At 72.1% G+C, this 17,666-nt stretch carries 17 protein-coding genes; 8 read left to right on the forward strand and 9 right to left on the reverse strand.

The features are described from left to right. Positions 1 to 4 precede the first annotated feature (4 nt). Positions 5 to 238, forward strand: a complete 234-nt coding sequence (locus ACFULQ_RS27290) for a ferredoxin (RefSeq protein ID WP_383548443.1) — start codon at positions 5 to 7, stop codon at positions 236 to 238. Positions 239 to 412: 174 nt separating this feature from the next. Then, positions 413 to 1,276 (forward strand): tetratricopeptide repeat protein, encoded by an 864-nt coding sequence (locus ACFULQ_RS27295; RefSeq protein WP_383548446.1) that lies wholly within the window; start codon positions 413 to 415, stop codon positions 1,274 to 1,276. 253 nt (positions 1,277 to 1,529) lie between these two features. Here ACFULQ_RS27295 and ACFULQ_RS27300 read toward each other — a convergent pair whose 3' ends face one another. Continuing rightward, positions 1,530 to 2,165: a TetR family transcriptional regulator gene (locus tag ACFULQ_RS27300; RefSeq protein WP_383548449.1), complete on the reverse strand. Its 636-nt coding sequence runs from the start codon at positions 2,163 to 2,165 to the stop codon at positions 1,530 to 1,532. 227 nt (positions 2,166 to 2,392) lie between these two features. Here ACFULQ_RS27300 and ACFULQ_RS27305 point away from each other — a divergent pair, with 227 nt between their 5' ends. Genes ACFULQ_RS27305 through ACFULQ_RS27315 form a run of 3 tightly spaced genes read left to right on the forward strand, consistent with a single transcriptional unit; the run spans position 2,393 to position 5,921 of the window. Further along, a complete protein-coding gene (locus ACFULQ_RS27305) occupies positions 2,393 to 4,126 on the forward strand; it encodes a glycosyltransferase (RefSeq protein WP_383548452.1) in 1,734 nt (577 codons plus the stop codon). Continuing rightward, positions 4,120 to 4,854 (forward strand): class I SAM-dependent methyltransferase, encoded by a 735-nt coding sequence (locus ACFULQ_RS27310; protein ID WP_383548454.1) that lies wholly within the window; start codon positions 4,120 to 4,122, stop codon positions 4,852 to 4,854. The genes ACFULQ_RS27305 and ACFULQ_RS27310 overlap by 7 nt, the downstream gene beginning before the upstream one ends. Then, positions 4,851 to 5,921, forward strand: a complete 1,071-nt coding sequence (locus ACFULQ_RS27315) for a prenyltransferase (RefSeq protein WP_383548457.1) — start codon at positions 4,851 to 4,853, stop codon at positions 5,919 to 5,921. The genes ACFULQ_RS27310 and ACFULQ_RS27315 overlap by 4 nt, the downstream gene beginning before the upstream one ends. Positions 5,922 to 6,000: 79 nt before the next feature. On the opposite strand, the gene ACFULQ_RS27320 is transcribed toward ACFULQ_RS27315, so the two are convergent. From ACFULQ_RS27320 to ACFULQ_RS27345, 6 genes are all read right to left on the reverse strand, one after another. Further along, on the reverse strand, positions 6,001 to 6,294 hold the full coding sequence (locus ACFULQ_RS27320; RefSeq protein ID WP_028810033.1) for a hypothetical protein: 294 nt from the start codon (positions 6,292 to 6,294) through the stop codon (positions 6,001 to 6,003). 40 nt (positions 6,295 to 6,334) lie between these two features. After that, entirely contained in the window at positions 6,335 to 7,345 is a 1,011-nt protein-coding gene (locus ACFULQ_RS27325) for an LLM class F420-dependent oxidoreductase (protein WP_383548459.1), read from the reverse strand. A gap of 190 nt (positions 7,346 to 7,535) precedes the next feature. Beyond that, positions 7,536 to 8,372 carry a DUF5336 domain-containing protein gene (locus ACFULQ_RS27330; RefSeq protein ID WP_383548462.1) on the reverse strand — a complete coding sequence of 279 codons (837 nt, stop codon included), beginning with the start codon at positions 8,370 to 8,372 and terminating at the stop codon, positions 7,536 to 7,538. Positions 8,373 to 8,458: 86 nt separating this feature from the next. After that, positions 8,459 to 9,358 (reverse strand): N-acetylmuramoyl-L-alanine amidase, encoded by a 900-nt coding sequence (locus tag ACFULQ_RS27335; protein WP_383548465.1) that lies wholly within the window; start codon positions 9,356 to 9,358, stop codon positions 8,459 to 8,461. 22 nt (positions 9,359 to 9,380) lie between these two features. Continuing rightward, entirely contained in the window at positions 9,381 to 10,034 is a 654-nt protein-coding gene (locus ACFULQ_RS27340) for a class I SAM-dependent methyltransferase (RefSeq protein WP_383548467.1), read from the reverse strand. A gap of 380 nt (positions 10,035 to 10,414) precedes the next feature. Beyond that, entirely contained in the window at positions 10,415 to 12,148 is a 1,734-nt protein-coding gene (locus ACFULQ_RS27345; RefSeq protein WP_383548470.1) for an MFS transporter, read from the reverse strand. A gap of 136 nt (positions 12,149 to 12,284) precedes the next feature. Between ACFULQ_RS27345 and ACFULQ_RS27350 the strand changes: the two genes are divergently transcribed. Genes ACFULQ_RS27350 through ACFULQ_RS27360 form a run of 3 tightly spaced genes read left to right on the forward strand, consistent with a single transcriptional unit; the run spans position 12,285 to position 15,145 of the window. Further along, positions 12,285 to 13,739 carry an MFS transporter gene (locus ACFULQ_RS27350; RefSeq protein WP_383548473.1) on the forward strand — a complete coding sequence of 485 codons (1,455 nt, stop codon included), beginning with the start codon at positions 12,285 to 12,287 and terminating at the stop codon, positions 13,737 to 13,739. Between the two features lie 51 nt (positions 13,740 to 13,790). Continuing rightward, on the forward strand, positions 13,791 to 14,333 hold the full coding sequence (locus tag ACFULQ_RS27355; protein ID WP_383548475.1) for a SigE family RNA polymerase sigma factor: 543 nt from the start codon (positions 13,791 to 13,793) through the stop codon (positions 14,331 to 14,333). Beyond that, positions 14,330 to 15,145 (forward strand): hypothetical protein, encoded by an 816-nt coding sequence (locus ACFULQ_RS27360; protein WP_383548478.1) that lies wholly within the window; start codon positions 14,330 to 14,332, stop codon positions 15,143 to 15,145. The genes ACFULQ_RS27355 and ACFULQ_RS27360 overlap by 4 nt, the downstream gene beginning before the upstream one ends. Positions 15,146 to 15,172: 27 nt before the next feature. Here the strand turns inward: ACFULQ_RS27360 and ACFULQ_RS27365 are convergent, their stop codons facing one another. Then, the gene (locus ACFULQ_RS27365; RefSeq protein ID WP_383548526.1) at positions 15,173 to 15,805 is read right to left on the reverse strand and encodes a response regulator; all 633 of its coding nucleotides are present in this window, start codon (positions 15,803 to 15,805) and stop codon (positions 15,173 to 15,175) included. A 181-nt stretch (positions 15,806 to 15,986) separates the two neighbouring features. Then, positions 15,987 to 17,543: a histidine kinase gene (locus ACFULQ_RS27370; protein ID WP_383548481.1), complete on the reverse strand. Its 1,557-nt coding sequence runs from the start codon at positions 17,541 to 17,543 to the stop codon at positions 15,987 to 15,989. Positions 17,544 to 17,666 lie beyond the last annotated feature (123 nt).

The raw sequence follows: 17,666 nt of genomic DNA on the forward strand, positions 1-17,666 counted from the left end.
GGCGATGGGGGACCGCTGGCACGTCGAGGTCGACCGCTCCCTGTGCATCGGCTCGGCCCAGTGCGTCCACACCGCCTCCGACGCCTTCCACCTCGACACGGCCCGCCAGTCCCACCCCACCGACCCGGAGACCGACGCCAACGAGAAGATCCTGGCGGCCGCCGAGAACTGCCCGGTCGAGGCGATCATGATCAGCCTGCTGGGGAACGGGGAGCCGGTGTTTCCGCCGGAGGAGTAGGGGGCGGGTTCGTTTCCAGGGTCAGGAGCTGTTCGGTGGTGCCGCTTCCGTCGGGGTGGCGCGTTGCGGAGGGAGACGGCGTACTCGTTTCCACCGAGCCGTCCGTGCCGGTGTCCGCGCCCCGAGAACGACGGCGTACGCTCCTGCGGTTGTCGTACGGCAGGGGTGGAACACATGACGAAGTCCGAGGCGAAGAAGCTGGTCGAGCAGGCGCGTGCGGCCTGGGACGCCGAGGAGTGGCTGCGGGCCGCCGAACTCTACGAGCAGGTCCTCGCGCACTTCCCGGACCTCGAGGTGAGCGCGGTGTGGTGGTACGACGCCGCGCTCGCCCACAAGTTCCTGCGGAACTGGGCCAAGGCGTACGAGCTGGGCCGGGAGGCGGCCGCCCGCAGCCCGCGCGGCGAGGGCGACCCGGCGTACTGGAACCTCGGCATCGCGGCCACCATCCAGCGGGACTGGGCGACCGCGCGCGACGCGTGGACCGGTTTCGGGATCCAACTCCCCGACGGCGAGGGGCAGATCGACGGCCGCTTCGGACACGCCTGCGTCCGCCTCGACACCGGCGGTGAGCGCGAGGTCGTCTGGATCGAGCGGCTGTGCCCCACCCGGGGCCGGGTCGTCAACGTGCCGGTCACAGGCGGCCGACGGTACGGCGAGATCGTGGTCCACGACGGCGAACCCAAGGGCGAGCGGGTCGTCGAGGGCTCGACCTTCCCCGTCTTCGACGAGCTGCTGCTCTTCGAGGCCTCCCCCCTGCCCACCCTGGAGGTCACCGTAGCCGCGGGCGAGGCGGCCGACCTGGAGGCACTCGTCCAACTCTTCACCGACCACGACTTCGGCGCCGAACCCGCGAGCAGCGTCCGCATCCTGTGCGCGTGTTGCAGCGAGGGCACGCACGAGCAACAGCGCACCACCGAGGCCGGCGCCCAACAGGTCTCCCTCGCCGCCCCCGAGGAGGAGGCGAGGCGACTCCTGGAGCAGTGGGCGGCCGAAACAGCGATCGGCCGAACCTGGAGCGGACTCACCGCGGTGGGCTAGCCATCCACGCGCCAGGTGTGAGCGCGCGGCGGCCGGCCGTACGCCAGCCGTCCGCGGCCGTGCGCCGGCTGCCACCGACCACGCGCCAGCCGTTTCCGCCGACGCGCCGCGCCACCGGCTACGCGCCCGCGGTCAGTTGCCCCGCGTCAGCCCCGATGCGCCAGCCGGCCCCGAGCGGGCGAGCCCCAGCGCAGGGCGCGCGAGACGGGTCGTACATAACTGGCGTGCGCGAAGGAGCTCCGCGTCAAAAGGCCTACCGCCGCGACTCCGTGAGGTCGATCAGGCGGCATACGGTTTCGATGTCGATCTTCACCTGGGCGATGGAGGCCCGGCCCGACAGCCAGGTGATCAGGGCCGAGTGCCAGGTGTGTTCGATGACGCGGACCGCGGAGAGCTGCTCGGGGGTGGGGTCCTCAAGGCCCATCGCGTCCAGGATGATCAGCGTGGTCTGGTGGGAGACCTGGTCGACCTCCGGGCTCACGCTGCGGTCCGCGAAGGTCAGCGCCCTGACCATCGCATCCGCCAGATGCGGCTCGCGCTGGAGCGCGCGGAAGGCCCGCATCAGGGTCTCCGCGACCCGCTCCGCCGCCGTCTCGCCCTGCGGCGGCTTCTTGCGGAGCGTGCCGTGCATGTGCTCCAACTGGTCCTGCATGGTGGCGACCAGCAGATGGATCTTGGACGGGAAGTAGCGGTAGAGGGTGCCGAGCGCGACCTGCGAGGACTCCGCGACCTCCCGCATCTGCACCGCGTCGAACCCACCCCGGCTCGCCAGCTGCGCGCTCGCGTGCAGGATGCGCCGGCGCCGCGCCTCCTGCCGCTCGGTCAGCGGCGGCGCGTCCGGTCGCGCGATACTGGCTTCCACTCTGGGCGGCTTGGCCACCTTGTCCACCTTGGGTTCCGTGACAGTCCGTGAGGGCGTGTGATCACTCAGCATGCCAGGGTGCCGAGCCGTGGCGCGGGCGCCGCGTTCGTGGCGTGAATCACCTGATCCACCGCTCACACGACCCCTACCTGCCGGTAGATTCAGAGCCTCCTGAACGATCAAGTCTGAAACTTGTTCTAGATTACCGTCTCGTCGTAATCTCGCGGGACAGTGCAGGCAGAAGGGGGCCCAGAGTGACCGCTGAGGCCAGTCAGGCCGGGCCCTTCGAGGACCCGGCCGCCGACGGCGAGCGACCGCTCCGTATCGCGCTCCTCACCTATAAGGGGAACCCGTTCTGCGGGGGCCAGGGGGTCTACACCCGGCACCTCTCGCGCGAGTTGGCCCGGCTCGGCCACCGGGTCGAGGTCATCGGTTCCCAGCCGTACCCCGTCCTCGACGAGGGCGTGCCGCTCACGGAGCTGCCGAGCCTGGACCTGTACCGCTCCCCGGACCCCTTCCGCACCCCGAAACGGGACGAGTACCGGGACTGGATCGACGCCCTGGAAGTCGCCACGATGTGGACCGGCGGCTTCCCCGAGCCGCTCACCTTCTCCCTGCGGGCCCGACGCCATCTCCGGGCCCGCACTGGTGAGTTCGACGTCGTGCACGACAACCAGACCCTCGGCTACGGCCTGTTGGGCGACATCGGCGCGCCGCTGGTGACCACCATCCACCACCCCATCACCGTGGACCGGCAGTTGGAGCTGGACGCGGCCGACGGCTGGCAGCAGCGGCTCTCCAAGCGGCGCTGGTACGCCTTCACCCGGATGCAGAAGCGCGTGGCCCGCCGGCTGCCCTCCGTGCTCACCGTCTCCGGCACCTCGCGGCAGGAGATCGTCGAGCACCTCGGCGTCCGGGACGACCGGATCCACGTCGTGCACATCGGCGCCGACACCGACCTGTTCAAGCCGGATCCGTCCGTGCCGGTGGTCCCCGGCCGGATCGTCACGACCTCCAGTGCGGACGTCCCGCTCAAGGGCCTGGTCTTCCTCGTCGAGGCCCTCGCGAAGGTGCGCACCGAACACCCCGGCGCGCACGTGGTGGTCGTCGGCAAGCGGCCCACGGAGGGCCCGGTCGCCGTCGCGATCGAGCGCTACGGCCTCGAAGGCGCCGTCGACTTCGTCAAGGGCATCTCGGACGCGGAACTGGTCGACCTGGTCCGCTCGGCGGAGATCGCCTGCGTGCCGTCGCTCTACGAGGGCTTCTCCCTGCCGGCCGCCGAGGCGATGGCGACCGGCACCCCGCTGGTCGCCACCACGGGCGGCGCGATCCCCGAGGTGGCCGGCCGCGACGGCGAGACGTGCCTCGCGGTACCGTCCGGGGACCCCGGTGCGCTGGCGGTGGGCCTGAGCCGCCTCCTGGGCGACCCGGACCTGCGGGCCCGACTCGGCGCAGCAGGCCGTGAACGCGTCCTCGCCCACTTCACCTGGGCCCGCGCCGCGGAGGGCACGGTGGCGAGATACCGGCAGGCGATCGCCGCGGAGACGCCGGGATCCGGCTCCGCCCCGGCGACCCCACGCCAGACGCGCTCTGCGGCCTCCGTGGCTCCCGTGGCTTCCCCGGCCTCGGCGGCTTCCCCGGCCTCCCTGGCCCCTGTGGCGGCTTCCGTGGCTCCTGCGGCCCCCGCGAGCCGCGGGGCGGACGCGGTGACCGCGGAGGGTGGTGATGCGGGCCCCACCGGCGCCCCGGAGCCCGCCGCCAGCGCCGACCGCACTCCGGCCGTGCGCGAGCCTGCCGCCACCGCGGGCAGCACCCCCGCGGTGCGCGAGGCCGCTGCCCGCGCCGACCGCACCGCCGCCGTCCGCGAGCCCGCCACCACCCCCGCCCCCGCCTCTCCAAGCAACAGCGGTGCCGTGTCCGCCGTTCCCAAGACCGCAGCCTCCACCACAGACTCCGGCGTCTCTCCCGAAAGCAGGGCCACGTGCTGACCGTCGACTTCTCCCGGTTCCCGCTCGCGCCGGGCGACCGTGTCCTGGACCTCGGCTGCGGGGCCGGCCGGCACGCGTTCGAGTGCTACCGGCGCGGTGCGCAGGTCGTGGCGCTGGACCAGAACGCCGAGGAGATCCGCGAGGTCGCGAAGTGGTTCGCGGCGATGAAGGAGGCCGGCGAGGCCCCCGAGGGCGCCACCGCCACCGCCATGGAGGGCGACGCCCTCGCCCTGCCCTTCCCCGACGAGTCCTTCGACGTCGTGATCATCTCCGAGGTCATGGAGCACATCCCCGACGACAAGGGCGTACTCGCCGAGATGGTCCGGGTGCTCAAGCCCGGCGGCCGGATCGCGATCACCGTCCCGCGCTACGGCCCCGAGAAGGTCTGCTGGGCGCTCTCCGACGCGTACCACGAGGTCGAGGGCGGCCACATCCGCATCTACAAGGCGGACGAACTGCTCACGAAGATCCGCGAGGCCGGGCTCCAGCCGTACGGCACCCACCACGCGCACGCCCTGCACTCCCCGTACTGGTGGCTGAAGTGCGCGTTCGGCGTCGACAACGACAAGGCGCTGCCGGTGAAGGCATACCACAAGCTGCTGGTCTGGGACATCATGAAGAAGCCGCTGGCGACCCGGGTCGCCGAGCAGGCCCTCAACCCCCTGATCGGCAAGAGCTTCGTGGCCTATGCGACCAAGCCGCACCTGCCCGCCGTGGACGCGCGGTGACGACTCCGCGTACCGAACACCTCGTCCTGCCCGGGGTGTTGACCGCCGAGCAGGCCGCCGCGACCGTCGCCGGGATCCTGGCCGTGCAGCGCGAGGACGGGGCGATCCCGTGGTTCCGTGGGCACCACCTCGACCCGTGGGACCACACCGAGGCCGCGATGGCCCTGGACGCGGCGGGCGAGCACGAGGCCGCCGAGCGGGCCTACGCGTGGCTCGCCCGGCACCAGAACACGGACGGTTCCTGGTACGCGGCCTACCAGGACGGCGACTTCGCGGAGGTCACCGACCGGGGGCGCGAGACGAACTTCGTCGCCTACATAGCCGTAGGAGTGTGGCACCACTACCTGTCCACCGGCGACGACACCTTCCTCGACCGGATGTGGCCGACGGTGTACGCGGCGACGGAGTTCGTGCTGGGGCTCCAGCAGCCGGGTGGGCAGATCGGGTGGAAGCGGGAGGACGACGGCCGTGCCGTCGCCGACGGGCTGCTCACCGGATCCTCCTCCATCCACCACGCCCTGCGGTGCGCTCTCGCGATCGCCGAACAGCGCGAAGAGGCGCAGCCGGACTGGGAGTTGGCCGTCGGCGCCCTGCGGCACGCGATCCGCCGCCACCCCGAGCGCTTCCTCGACAAGGACCGCTACTCCATGGACTGGTACTACCCGGTCCTGGGCGGGGCGTTGACCGGTACGGAGGCCAAGTCCCGTATCGAGGAGGGCTGGGAGCGGTTCGTCGTGCCCGGCCTCGGAGTGCGGTGCGTCGTCCCCAACCCGTGGGTGACGGGCGGGGAGTCGGCCGAACTCGCCCTGGCCCTGTGGGTGACGGGCGAGTCCGACCGGGCGCTGGAGATCCTCCAGTCCATCCAGCATCTGCGGGACGCCGAGAGCGGGTTGTACTGGACGGGCTACGTGTTCGAGGACCAGGCAATCTGGCCCCGCGAACTCACCACATGGACGGCGGGCTCGCTTCTACTGGCCGTTGCCGCGCTTGGAGGCCATGAGGCCACGTGCGCGGTGTTCGGGGGAGACCGCCTGCCACTGGGGTTGGACCCGGACTGCTGCGCCTGAGAGCTCGGAGGGTGCTGCGCGACGGCGGCTGCGGGTGATCCGTGGCTGGTCGCGCAGTTCCCCGCGCCCCTGACTGGGTTCAGTGACGGTGAGCCCTATTGGCTATGGCGTGGCCCACGAACAGGTACACCACAGCCGCCAGGCCGTAGCCGGCGACCACGCGGGCCCAGGCCTCGTCGAAGGTGAACAGGTCGTAGGACCAGCCGGCGAGCCAGCGGGCGGCGTCGTGGATGAACTGCACGAAGTCGTTCCCGCGGTTGGCGTCCAGCAGGTACATCAGAATCCACAGGCCCAGGATGAGGGCCATGATGTCGGCGACGACCGCTATGACCGTCCCGGCTGAATTGGCACCACGGCGCGTATGAGTGGACATGGTGTTCGAATGGCCGGGATTGCTCGAACGAAACCTGGCGTCATCCGTTGAGCTCCGCCAGCACCCGCAGCGTGTGCGGATCCGGTGCCAGCGCCAGCAGATCCGTCACCGGCCCCTTGCGCCACAACTCCAGCCGCTCGGCGATCCGTTCACGCGGTCCGACCAGGGAGATCTCGTCGGCGAACGCGTCGGGCACGGCGAGCACCGCCTCCTCCCGCCGCCCCTCCAGGAACAGCCGCTGGATCCTGCGGGCCTCCTCCTCGTACCCCATGCGGGCCATGAGGTCGGCGTGGAAGTTGCGGGCCGCGTGGCCCATCCCGCCGATGTAGAAGCCGAGCATCGTCTTGACCGGCAGCAACCCCTCGGCCACGTCGTCGCAGACCCGCACCTGGGCCATGGGAGCGATTAGGAAACCGTCCGGGGTGCCGGCGAGCGAGGCCTCGTACACCTCGGGCCGGGTCGGCGACCAGTACAGCGGCAGCCAGCCGTCCGCGATCCGGGTCGTCTGGGCGACGTTCTTCGGGCCCTCGGCGCCGAGCAGGATCGGCAGGTCGGGGCGGAGGGGATGGGTGATGGGCTTCAGCGCCTTGCCGAGGCCCGTCCCGTCCGGCCCCCGGTACGGCAGCGGATGGAAACGCCCCTGCGACGCGACCGGTGCCTCCCGCCGCAGCACCTGCCGTACGACGTCGACGTACTCCCGGGTCGCGGTCAGCGGCGACTTGGGGAACGGCCGCCCGTACCACCCCTCGACGACCTGCGGCCCGGACAGCCCGAGCCCCAACATGACCCGCCCGCCGGAGAGATGGTCCAGGGTGAGGGCGTGCATGGCGGTCGTGGTGGGCGACCGGGCGGCCATCTGCGCAACCGCCGTACCCAGCATGATCGTTGACGTCCGCGCCGCGATCCAGGTGAGGGGGGTGAACACGTCCGACCCCCACGACTCGGCCGTCCACACCGAGTGATACCCGAGCCGCTCGGCCTCCTGGGCCAGCGGCACCTGGTCGGGGGAGGGGCCGCGACCCCAGTAACCGAGCGCAAGACCGAGTCGCACGACGCCTCCTGACGGTGTGTCAGTTCCTGTGGACCGCTCGCGAATGTACGGCAACGGCCCCCGCCCCGGAAGGGGCATGAAGCGTGGCGGCGCCCGCCCGGAAGGGAACGGCCCGCGCCCGGAAGGGGCATGAACGGCAACGGCCCCCCGCCCGGAAGGGGCGAGGGGCCGTCGTACGACCGTGAAGGGCTCAGCCGCGCTGGATGCCGCTCGTGTCCTGGAGCACGCCGCGGCGGCCGTCCTGGGTCTGGGCGACCAGACCGGGACCGCGCTGCTCGACGGCCAAGTACCAGGTGCCCGGCGCGAGTTCGGCGATCGGCGTCTGCGTGCCGTCCTCCGCGAACAGCGGACGCGGCACCGGCACGGCGAACCAGAACGGCGAGAACTCCGCGGCCGGCGGCTGCGGGGCCGACGCCTGCGGCTGCGCGCCGAACGGCTGACCCGGCTGCGGCTGACCGCCGTAGGGCTGTCCCGGCTGACCGGGCTGTCCCGGCTGCTGGGCGCCCGGGTAGCCGTAACCACCGGGCGGCTGGGCGCCGTAGGGCTGCGGCTGGGGCGGCTTGGGTGCCGGGATCAGGCCGGCCTGGAGGGCGGGGACCAGCGGGGTGGCGATGGCGGCACCGGCCATGACGAGGGTCGCGACGAGAGCGAGGATCAGACCGATGCCGGCGCTGACGCCGCTGCCCGTACCGGAGCCGCCGTTGTCGGCGCCGCCCAGCGGGTCGAAGATGTTGCCGAGCGCGGACCAGGCGGCGAAGACGGTGAACGCGACGCCGAACTGGCCGAGATCGAGCCCGGCGACCTTGGGAACCTGCGGCAGGCCGCGCGAGGCGACGACGAGCCCGGCACCGATGATGCCCGCGAGAATGACCCCCATCAGAACCGGGCCACTCTCCCAGGAGTTGGGGAGTTCGGCGTCGTCGGGAGCCCCGTCGACCGCGTAGATGTCGAGGAACGACGCGATGAACAGCAATACCGCTGCTCCGATCACCACGCCGTCGCCCCGAGTGAGGGAGCGGATATTCACTTCAGGTCCTTCGTAGGTCGTCTCGTCGTCGGTAGACCCTATCGTCCGCCCTGGCGGAGCGTACGGCGGGTTGAGCGCGCTGATCGTTACCCGCGCAGGAAACTCACGATTCCCTCAGAGATCCCTTGCGCGGCCTTCTGGCGCCAGGCCGCGCTCGTGAGCAGAGCCGCGTCCTTGCTGTCGCGCATGTTGCCGCATTCGATGAAGACCTTGGGGACCGTTGACAGATTGAGGCCGCCGAGGTCCGTGCGGGTGTCAAGGCCGGTTCCGTGGCCGATGTAGTTGGAGGGTTTGGTGCCCGTCGCGCGTCCGAAGTCGGCCGCGATGCGCTTGCCCAGTGCGGCGGAGGGGACGACGATACGGCGCGTGTCGGCGATGCCCTTGTGGACGCGGCCCGGGAGGATCACGTGGTAGCCGCGCTGCCCCGCGCCCGCGCCGTCCGCGTGGATCGACACCACGGCGTCGGCCTTGGCCCGGTTGCCGATCCTGGCCCGCTCGTCCACGCAGGGGCCGTAGGGCCGGTCGCCGTCCTGCGTCAGCTTCACGGTCGCGCCCTGCCGCTCCAGCAGGGTGCGCAGCCGGTGGGCGACGTCGAGCGAGAACTTGGCCTCCGCGTAACCGGAGTTGGTGGACGTCCCCGTCGTGTCGCAGGCCTTGCGGCCCGTACCGATGTCCACCTTGCGGTTGATCTCGGCCGTGTGCCGGAAGTTGGTGAGGTTGTGCCCCGGGTCGATGACGACGACCTTGCCCCTGAGCGGGGCGGACAGTGCCTTGTCGTCGGCCGTGGTGGAGGAGACGGTCGGCGGGGCGCTCACCGGCGCGTTCACCGCGGCCGGGGTCCCGCCGCCGTCGGCCGCCCCGCCCACCCCCTCGTACACCAGCCACCCGAGCAGCGCACCCGGCACGAGCACGGCGAGAGCGAGGGTCAGGGGCCGGCGCCGGGGGCGCGGCTGGGGGGACTCGAATTCAGGGCCTGCGTACGACACGTCAGCGACTCTAACCCCGCCGTCAGATCCCCGCCCGCGTCCGCCGCAGGACCCGCAGCGAGTCGGTCGCCGAGACCTCGGTGAAGGCGCCGGAGGCGAGGGCCCGGAGGTAGATCCGGTACGGGGCCTGGCCGGTGAACTCGTCCTCCGGCTCCGGGAACACGTCATGGATGACGAGCAGCCCGCCCTCGGCCACGTGGGGGGCCCAGCCCTCGTAGTCGGCGTTCGCGTGCTCGTCGGTGTGGCCGCCGTCGATGAAGACGAGCGCGAGGGGGCTGTTCCACAGGTGCGCGATCTGCGGGGAGCGCCCGACGAGCGCGACCACGTGCTCCTCCAGCCCGGCCCGGTGGAGGGTCCTGCGGAAGGTCGGCAGCGTGTCCATCACACCGAGTTCGGCGTCCACGGTCCCCGGGTCGTGGTACTCCCACCCCGGCTGCTGCTCCTCGCTGCCGCGATGGTGGTCGACGGTGAGCGCGGTGACACCGGTCTCCCGGGCCGCGTCGGCGAGCAGGATCGCGGAACGCCCGCAGTACGTGCCCACCTCCAGCAACGGCAGCCCGAGCCGCCCGGCTTCCAGCGCGGCGTCGTAGAGAGCCAGCCCCTCGCCGACCGGCATGAACCCCTTCGCGGCCTCGAAGGCGGCCAGGATCTCGGGCTTGGGTGCGGCCGCGGCCATGGGGGTCCTCTCGGTCGTACGGGTCGGTGAAGAGGGCGAGCAGACGCCGGAGCCCCTGCGAACGACCCATGCTGCCGCACGCCCTGTGGGAGGAGTGACGGGGGGCGGGTCGTTCTGGCGGGGTGGGGCGGTGTGCGCGGGGGCGCCGGTTGTTCTGGTGGAGTGGCTGTTCTGGTGGAGTGGCGCGGTATGTGCCGGGCGCGCCGATCCCCGCGTGGTCGGGGCACGCGCCGCGCGAGGACCCGGGTCGGGCCGGGCCGTCGTGCGGACCGGCACCGGTTCGATGACCCTGAGTCGGTCCTACGGCCTTCCGCTTCCCGCCGACGCACCGCACCCCCGTCCCAGGCGCGGGGCGGGGGTGCGGGGCGGCAACGGGTCGGTCAGGCCGTGACGGTCTCGCCCGGCAGGGCCAGGTCCAGGTTCACCGCGCGCTCGTCCCCGGAGTGCGTCGCCGAGGACGCGAGCGGACCGTGCCCCACGGCTCGCGCCGCGAGCACGTACGCTCCCTCGCCCGGCACGCTGAGCGCGTACACGCCGTCCTCGTCGGCGACCGCGGACCCCGCCTGCCGCCCCCGCCGGTCGATCAGCGTGACCTTGGCGCGCGCGACCGGAGCCCCGGAGGCGTCTAGGACACGGCCCCGGAAGCCCCGCAGAACCTCCTCCGCGTGCTCGAGGTTCGCCTCCTCCTCGCTGCTGGCGCGCAGCTGCGGAGCCCGGTTCGGCTTCGGCAGGAACACCGCCATCAGCAGGCCGATCGCCACCGCACCCGTCGCGATCAGGAAGGAGACCCGGAAACCGTGCATCGTGGGGACCGCGACACCGCCGACGTCGTTCGCCGTGTTGGCCAGCACCATGCCGATCACGGCGCTCGACACGGACGTACCGATGGACCGCATCAGCGTGTTGAGGCCGTTCGCCGCCCCCGTCTCCGACGCCGGGACCGCCCCGACGATCAGCGCGGGAAGCGAGGAGTAGGCGAGACCGATGCCCGCGCCCAGCACCACCGCGATGACGAGGCTCTGCCAGGCCGCGCTCATGAGGCCGAGGCCGGCGCCGTAGCCGATCGCGATGATCAGCATGCCGAGGATGAGGGTGACCTTGGGGCCGTACTTCGCGGAGAGGCGGGCGTACACCGGCGCCGTGAGCATCATCGTCAGGCCCAGCGGGGCGACCAGGAGGCCCGCGACGACCATCGACTGGCCGAGGCCGTAGCCGGTCGCCTTCGGGAGCTGGAGGAGCTGGGGGAGGACGAGCGAGACGACGTAGAAGGAGACACCCACCATGATCGACGCCAGGTTGGTGAAGAGGACCGCCGGGCGGGCGGTGGTGCGCAGGTCGACCAGGGGGGCCTTCACCCGCAGCTCCATGACGCCCCACAGGACCAGGACCACGGCCGACGCGGCGAAGAGGCCGAGCGTGGTGCCGGAGGTCCAGCCCCAGTCGCTGCCCTTGGTGATCGGCAGGAGGAAGAGGACCAGGCCGGTGGAGAGGCCGATCGCGCCCAGGACGTCGAAGGTGCCCTCCGCGCGCGCGGGGGACTCGGGTACGACGAGGAGGGTGAGGACGATCGAGAGGGCGCCGAGGCCGGCGGCGCCGTAGAAGAGGGCGTGCCAGTCGGCGTGCTGGGCGATCAGCGCGGCGAGGGGGAGGGCGAGTCCGCCGCCGACGCCGATCGAGGAGCTCATCAGGGCCATGGCCGAGCCGAGCTTCTCGCGGGGCAGCATGTCGCGCATCAGGCCGATGCCGAGGGGGATCGCGCCCATGGCGAAGCCCTGGAGGGTACGGCCGGCGATCATGGTGAGCAGGTCGCTGGTGAGGGCGCTGACCAGGGCGCCGACGACCATCACGGCGAGGCTGAGGATCAGCATGCGGCGCTTGCCGTACAGGTCGCCGAGGCGGCCCATGATCGGGGTGGCGACGGCGCCCGAGAGCAGGGTGGACGTCAGGACCCAGGTGGCGTTGCTGGGCTCCGTGTTCAGCAGCTGCGGCAGGTCCTTGATGACCGGGACGAGCAGGGTCTGCATCACCGCGACCACGATGCCCGCGAAGGCGAGCACCGGGACGACAGCGCCGGACGCTCTCCGGTTGGGCTGGTCGGTCGGCGTGTGCGTCATGTGAGGAAGGCCTCCGGGCCTGGAAGATCGAGTTACGTGTGTTCTGAACTACGTATGCATGGGCAACTATTCCGATGCTTCGGCGTACTAACGATTTCTTTATATTCTCTTGGGGAAGTCGGAGCCGGTTGAGACCATGACGACCATGCTCGAAGCCGCAGATGTCGCTCGTGTGTCCGGCCGTTCTCGCTCCGCGCCGCCCGCCTGGCTGGTGGTGGCCCTGGCGTGCGCGGGCCAGTTCCTGGTCGTGCTCGACGTGTCCGTCGTCAATGTGGCGCTGCCCTCCATCCGCGCCGACCTGGGCATGAGCGGAACCGGCCTCCAGTGGGTGGTGAACTCCTACGCGATCGCCTTCGCCGGGTTCATGCTGCTCGGCGGCCGGGCCGGCGACCTCTACGGCCGCAAGCGGATGTTCCTGGTCGGGCTCGGCCTGTTCACCGTGGCCTCGCTGGCGGGCGGGCTCGCCGAGGGCGGCGGGCAACTGCTGCTCGCGCGCGCGGCGCAGGGTCTCGGCGCGGCGGTCCTGGCCCCCGCGACCCTGACCATCGTGACCTCGGCCGTCCCGGAGGGCCCCGCGCGGGCCCGCGCGATAGCCACCTGGACCGCGGTGGGCGCGGGCGGCGGCGCGGCGGGCGGGTTCTTCGGCGGCCTCCTGGTGGACACCCTGTCCTGGCGCTGGGTGCTGCTGATCAACGTGCCGGTCGGCGCGGTGGTCCTGCTGGGCTCGCTGCTGTGGCTGACCGAGAGCCGCGCCGGGGACGGACGGCGCCTGGACCTGCCGGGCGCCCTGCTGGTCACCGGGGGCCTCGCGGTGTTGGCCTACGGCATCGCGCAGACCGAGGCCGAGGGCTGGACGGCGGCCGCCACCCTGGTCCCGCTGGCCGTCGGAGCGGCGCTCGTGGGCGCCTTCCTCCTCGTCGAGTCCCGTACGGCCGCCCCGCTGATGCCGCTCGGACTGCTCAGGGTGCGGGCCGTGGCGTCGGCGAACGCGGCGATGTTCCTCAGCGGCGCCGCCCTGTTCTGCACCTGGTACTTCATCACGCTCTACGCCCAGAACGTCCTCGGCTACTCCCCGCTGGACGCCGGACTCTCCATGCTGCCCAGCTCGCTGGCGATCGTGCTCGGCTCCAAGCTCGCGCCCCGCCTCATGCGCCGCTCCGGGGCCCGCCGGGTGGCGGTCCTGGGCACGCTCGTCGCGCTCACCGGCTACGCCTGGCAGTCGACGATGACGGCGGACGGCGGCTACCTCACCTCGATCATGGGCCCGGGCATCCTGATGATGCTGGGCGCGGGCCTCGCCTCGACCCCGCTCGCCTCGCTCGCCACGTCGGGGGCGGCGCCGGGGGAGGCCGGGCTGGTGTCGGGGCTGATCAACACCTCGCGCACGATGGGCGGGTCGCTGGGGCTCGCGGTGCTGTCGACGGTCGCCGCGGCCCGGACGGGCAGCGGGGGTTCGGCGCAGGCGCTGACGGAGGGGTACGCGCTGGCCTTCCGGGCGGGGACGGTCGTGCTGGTCGGGGCGGTGGTGCTGATGGTGGTGTGGCTGCCGAGGAAACTTCCCCAGAGCCGAGCGGGAAATTCTGCGGAGTGAGGCAACGGTCCCGGCGGTCCATGGACTCCTTTAGACATCTAGGAGGTGCCCATGGGGGATCGGAAACAGGCTCGGGACGAGGAGTTCCAGAGCTTTGTCATCGGCCGCTGGCCACGGCTGATGCGGACGGCATTTCTCCTCACGGGGGAGCAGCACGCAGCGGAGGACCTGGTCCAGTCGACGCTCGAACAGGCCTATGTGGCCTGGCGCAGGGTCGGCTCGGCGGACGATCCGGAGGCGTACGTACGGCGCGTGATGGTCAACGCCCACGCGCGCAAGCACCGCAGAAGGCTCAGGGAGTTCCTGGCCCGGGGGGACGACTCGGGGCTGGTGCGCGAGGTCGCCGACACCGGTGACCGCATCGCCCAGGCCGACGACCGCAGCGCCCTGCTGAAGGCGCTGGCCCAACTCCCGCCCCGACAGCGGGAGGCGGTGGTCCTGCGCTACTGGGAGGACCTGACCGAGACACAGACGGCCGAGGCGATGGGCTGTTCGATCGGCTCGGTGAAGAGCAACGCGGCCAAGGGGATCGCGAAACTCCGCGCCATACCCCAGCTGGCCGACATGGTGACGCAGGGAGGGCGGCAGGGATGAGCGCGGACCGGAAGAAGGACCACCACATGAGCGACAGCGACATCGCCCTCCTGCTGGCCGACGCCGCCGACGAGGTGGAGATCGGTATAGCCCCCTACGACGCGGTGATCCGCGGCGGCCGCAGGCGCCGGGCCCGTCGCTGGGCGGTGGCCACGGCCACGGCACTGGTGCTCGCGGGCTCCTCGGCGACGCTCGCGGTGGCGGGGCTGCCGGGCGGGGAGGGCAGCGGGCAGGGGGTGGCCACCCAGCCGGCGGTCACCGGCACGCCCCGCGTGTTCGAGCCCGCCAACCGGATCACGCTGGCGACGGGCACGGAGGACGGCAAGGTGTGGCGGGTCACCCTCGACACCTGGCAGGCACCGGTCGACCTCGCGGAGGCCCGCGCCACGTTGAACGCGATGCGGGCGCACGACGAGGACCCGCCCGACGTCCGCAAGGCCTCCGACCTGGTGGGCAAGATCGCGTACTTCGTGCACCGCGACTACGGCGACGAGTCCACGAAGGTCATGGAGAACACGGTCCCCGCGACGGACACCATGACCGGCACCGACCTCACCTCCGGCGCCCTCCCCCTCGAACCCGGCAACACCAAGGACGTCCGGCTCGTCATCGGCTCCGTCGCCAAGACCGCCCAGCGCGTCAACTGCGTCTGGACGAACAACACGGTGACGGTGGTGGAGAGGCCCCCTGCGGGCGCGGGGACCAGCACGGACGCCGCGGCGATCCGCTCCCCGGAGGGCTCGCCCTACGACTGGTTCGTGTGCCTGGCACCGAAGGGGACGCAGTACAAGTCGGCGGAGGTGATCGAGTAGGGGAGGGGCGGTGAGTGCGGGGCGGGCTCACAGCCACCCCTGCTGCCGGGCCTCCCGTACCGCCTCCATCCGGTTGCGGGTGCCGGTCTTGCCGATCGCGGAGGAGAGGTAGTTGCGGACGGTGGACTCGGAGAGGTGGAGCCTGCCGGCGATGTCGGCCACCGTCGCGCCGTCCGTGGCGGCCTTGAGGACCTCGCACTCGCGGGCGGTGAGCGGGTTCGGGCCGGCGCTGAGGGCGGCCGCGGCGAGGGCGGGGTCGATCACGGTCTCACCGGTCAGCACCCGGCGGATGCAGGCGGCCAACTCCTCGACCGGCCCGTCCTTGACGAGGAAACCGGCGGCCCCCGCCTCCATGGCCCGCCGCAGGTAGCCGGGCCGCCCGAAGGTGGTCAGGATCAGCACCCGGCAGTCCGGCACCTGGTCCCGCAGCTCGGCGGCGGCGTCCAGACCGCTCATGCCCGGCAGTTCGATGTCCAGCAGGGCCACGTCGGGGCGATGCGTGAGCGCCGCGTCCACGATCGCGTCCCCCGCCGCGACCTTGGCCACCACCAGGATGTCCGGCTCCATCCCGAGCAACAGCGCGAGCGCCCCGCGCATCATGCCCTGGTCCTCGGCGAGCAGCACGCGGATCGACTTGGCGGGGCGGTGATCCCGGGGCATTTCGTTCACGGCCCAAGAGTAGGGGGGCGGGGGGTGAGGGGACCTGAGTGCGCTTGAGCGCGTGGTCTTTGAGAACTGAAGAGGGAGGGGTGAGGCCGGGATGGGGGCCGGAGGGCTGAGCGCCGAGGACGGAGGGCGGCGCTGAGCTGAGGGCGTGCGGGTGGCCGGCCCCCGTACGCCCTCAGCGGGCCGCATCACCGACCCGGGGCTCGCGTGCGGGTTGTGTCGGCTCACCGGGCCCCGTCGGGTTATTGGGCCGGGTCGGTTCATTGGGGCGCGCTGGCTCACCGGCCCGTACGGGCTCATCGGCGCGTGCCGGCTCACCAGCCCGCACCTCCCGACCGGCCCGCGCCGGCTCACCGGTGAGCACCGGCCCACAGACCCGCGGCGGCTCATCCGTGCGCGCCCGCTCACCGATCCGTACCGGCTCCACCGACTCGACCGGCAGTTCGGCCCGCACCACGAACCCGCCCCGGGGGCCGGGCCCGGCCTCCAAGCGTCCTCCGGCCGCGGCCAGCCGCTCGGCGAGTCCCTTGAGGCCGGTCCCGCCGATACCCGGCGTGAGGGGCGCGGACGGCACGTCGGTACAAGCCCGCGGCGCCGGTGCCGTGCCGTCGCTCTCGGGAACCGGCGTACCCGCGGGCACGCGCCGGCCGTCGTCCCACACACGCAGCCGTACCCGTTCCGCCGAGCCCTCCACGGAGATCTCGCACCGGGCCGCCCCACTGTGCCGGACGGCGTTGGTCACCGCCTCGCGTACCACCCAGCCCAGCAGCGCTTCGGTCTGGGCGGCGAGCGGCGGTCCGGAGCGGTGGACGGCCGGCTCGATGCCCGCGGCACGCAGGGCGGAGGCCGCCCGGTCGAGGTCGGTGCTGAGGCTGCCCTCGCGGTAGCCGGTCACCGCCTCGCGGATCTCGGTGAGTGCCTGGCGGCCGACCGACTCGATGTCGGCGATCTGGACGAGCGCCGCGTCCAGGTCGCGGGGGGCCAGGCGGCGGGCCGCCTCCGACTTGACCACGACCACCGACAGCGTGTGGCCGAGGAGATCGTGCAGGTCCCGGGAGAACCGCAGGCGTTCCTCCTCGACCGCCCGCCGGGCCAGTTCCTCGCGGGCCTCCCGCAACTGCCGTACCGCCTCGGAGAGGGACAGGATCGCGGCCGTGACCATCGTGGAGATCCACGTGGCGTAGGCGGTGTCGAGCCCGCCCCAGCCGTCGCGGAAGACGGAGGCCGCACCGGCGACCACGGTCACCACGGCACCCACCCAGCGCAGCTGCGGCAGCCGCACGACCGCCCCGGTCGCGAGCCCGAACAGGGGGAAGAACAGCAGCCAGTTGCCGCCGTACCCCATGGCCAGACCGCAGGTCACCAGGCCCATCGCCACCAGCGCCACCCGCGTGGAGAGCGCGTCCCGGGTCTGGGGGCGGAAGGCTCGGAAGGCGACGTAGATGTAGAGCGAGTTGAAGGTGAGCAGCCCTAGGCCGCCGATCCAGGGGTTGGCGGCCTCGCCCTGGAAGAGGTTGGAGAAGGCACCCATCCCCAACAGCAGCCACGGCAGCAGACCGAAGCCGCTGCCCAGGCCCGCGTGAGTCGGGACCTCCCCGGCCTTCTGCGCGGTCTTGTACTCGGCGTTGAGGCGTTCCTTGTTCGCCGCGTAGTACCGCTGCTGCTCCCGCGCCGAACGCACACCGTCACGGAGCTCGTCCACGCGGCACGAGAACTTGCGCGACCAGGACATGACCGTTCCTCCGCTCAGGGGCCCCGGCGAGGCGCCGGGACGACGGGAACAACGCTACGGATCGGCATCCCCGCCCGGCAGAGGCGGATGTACGGACCCGGGCAGGACAAATGTCACGGGTGC

Origin of the sequence: Streptomyces sp. NPDC057253 (assembly GCF_042669125.1) — a bacterium.
Classification (GTDB): Bacteria; Actinomycetota; Actinomycetes; order Streptomycetales; family Streptomycetaceae; genus Streptomyces.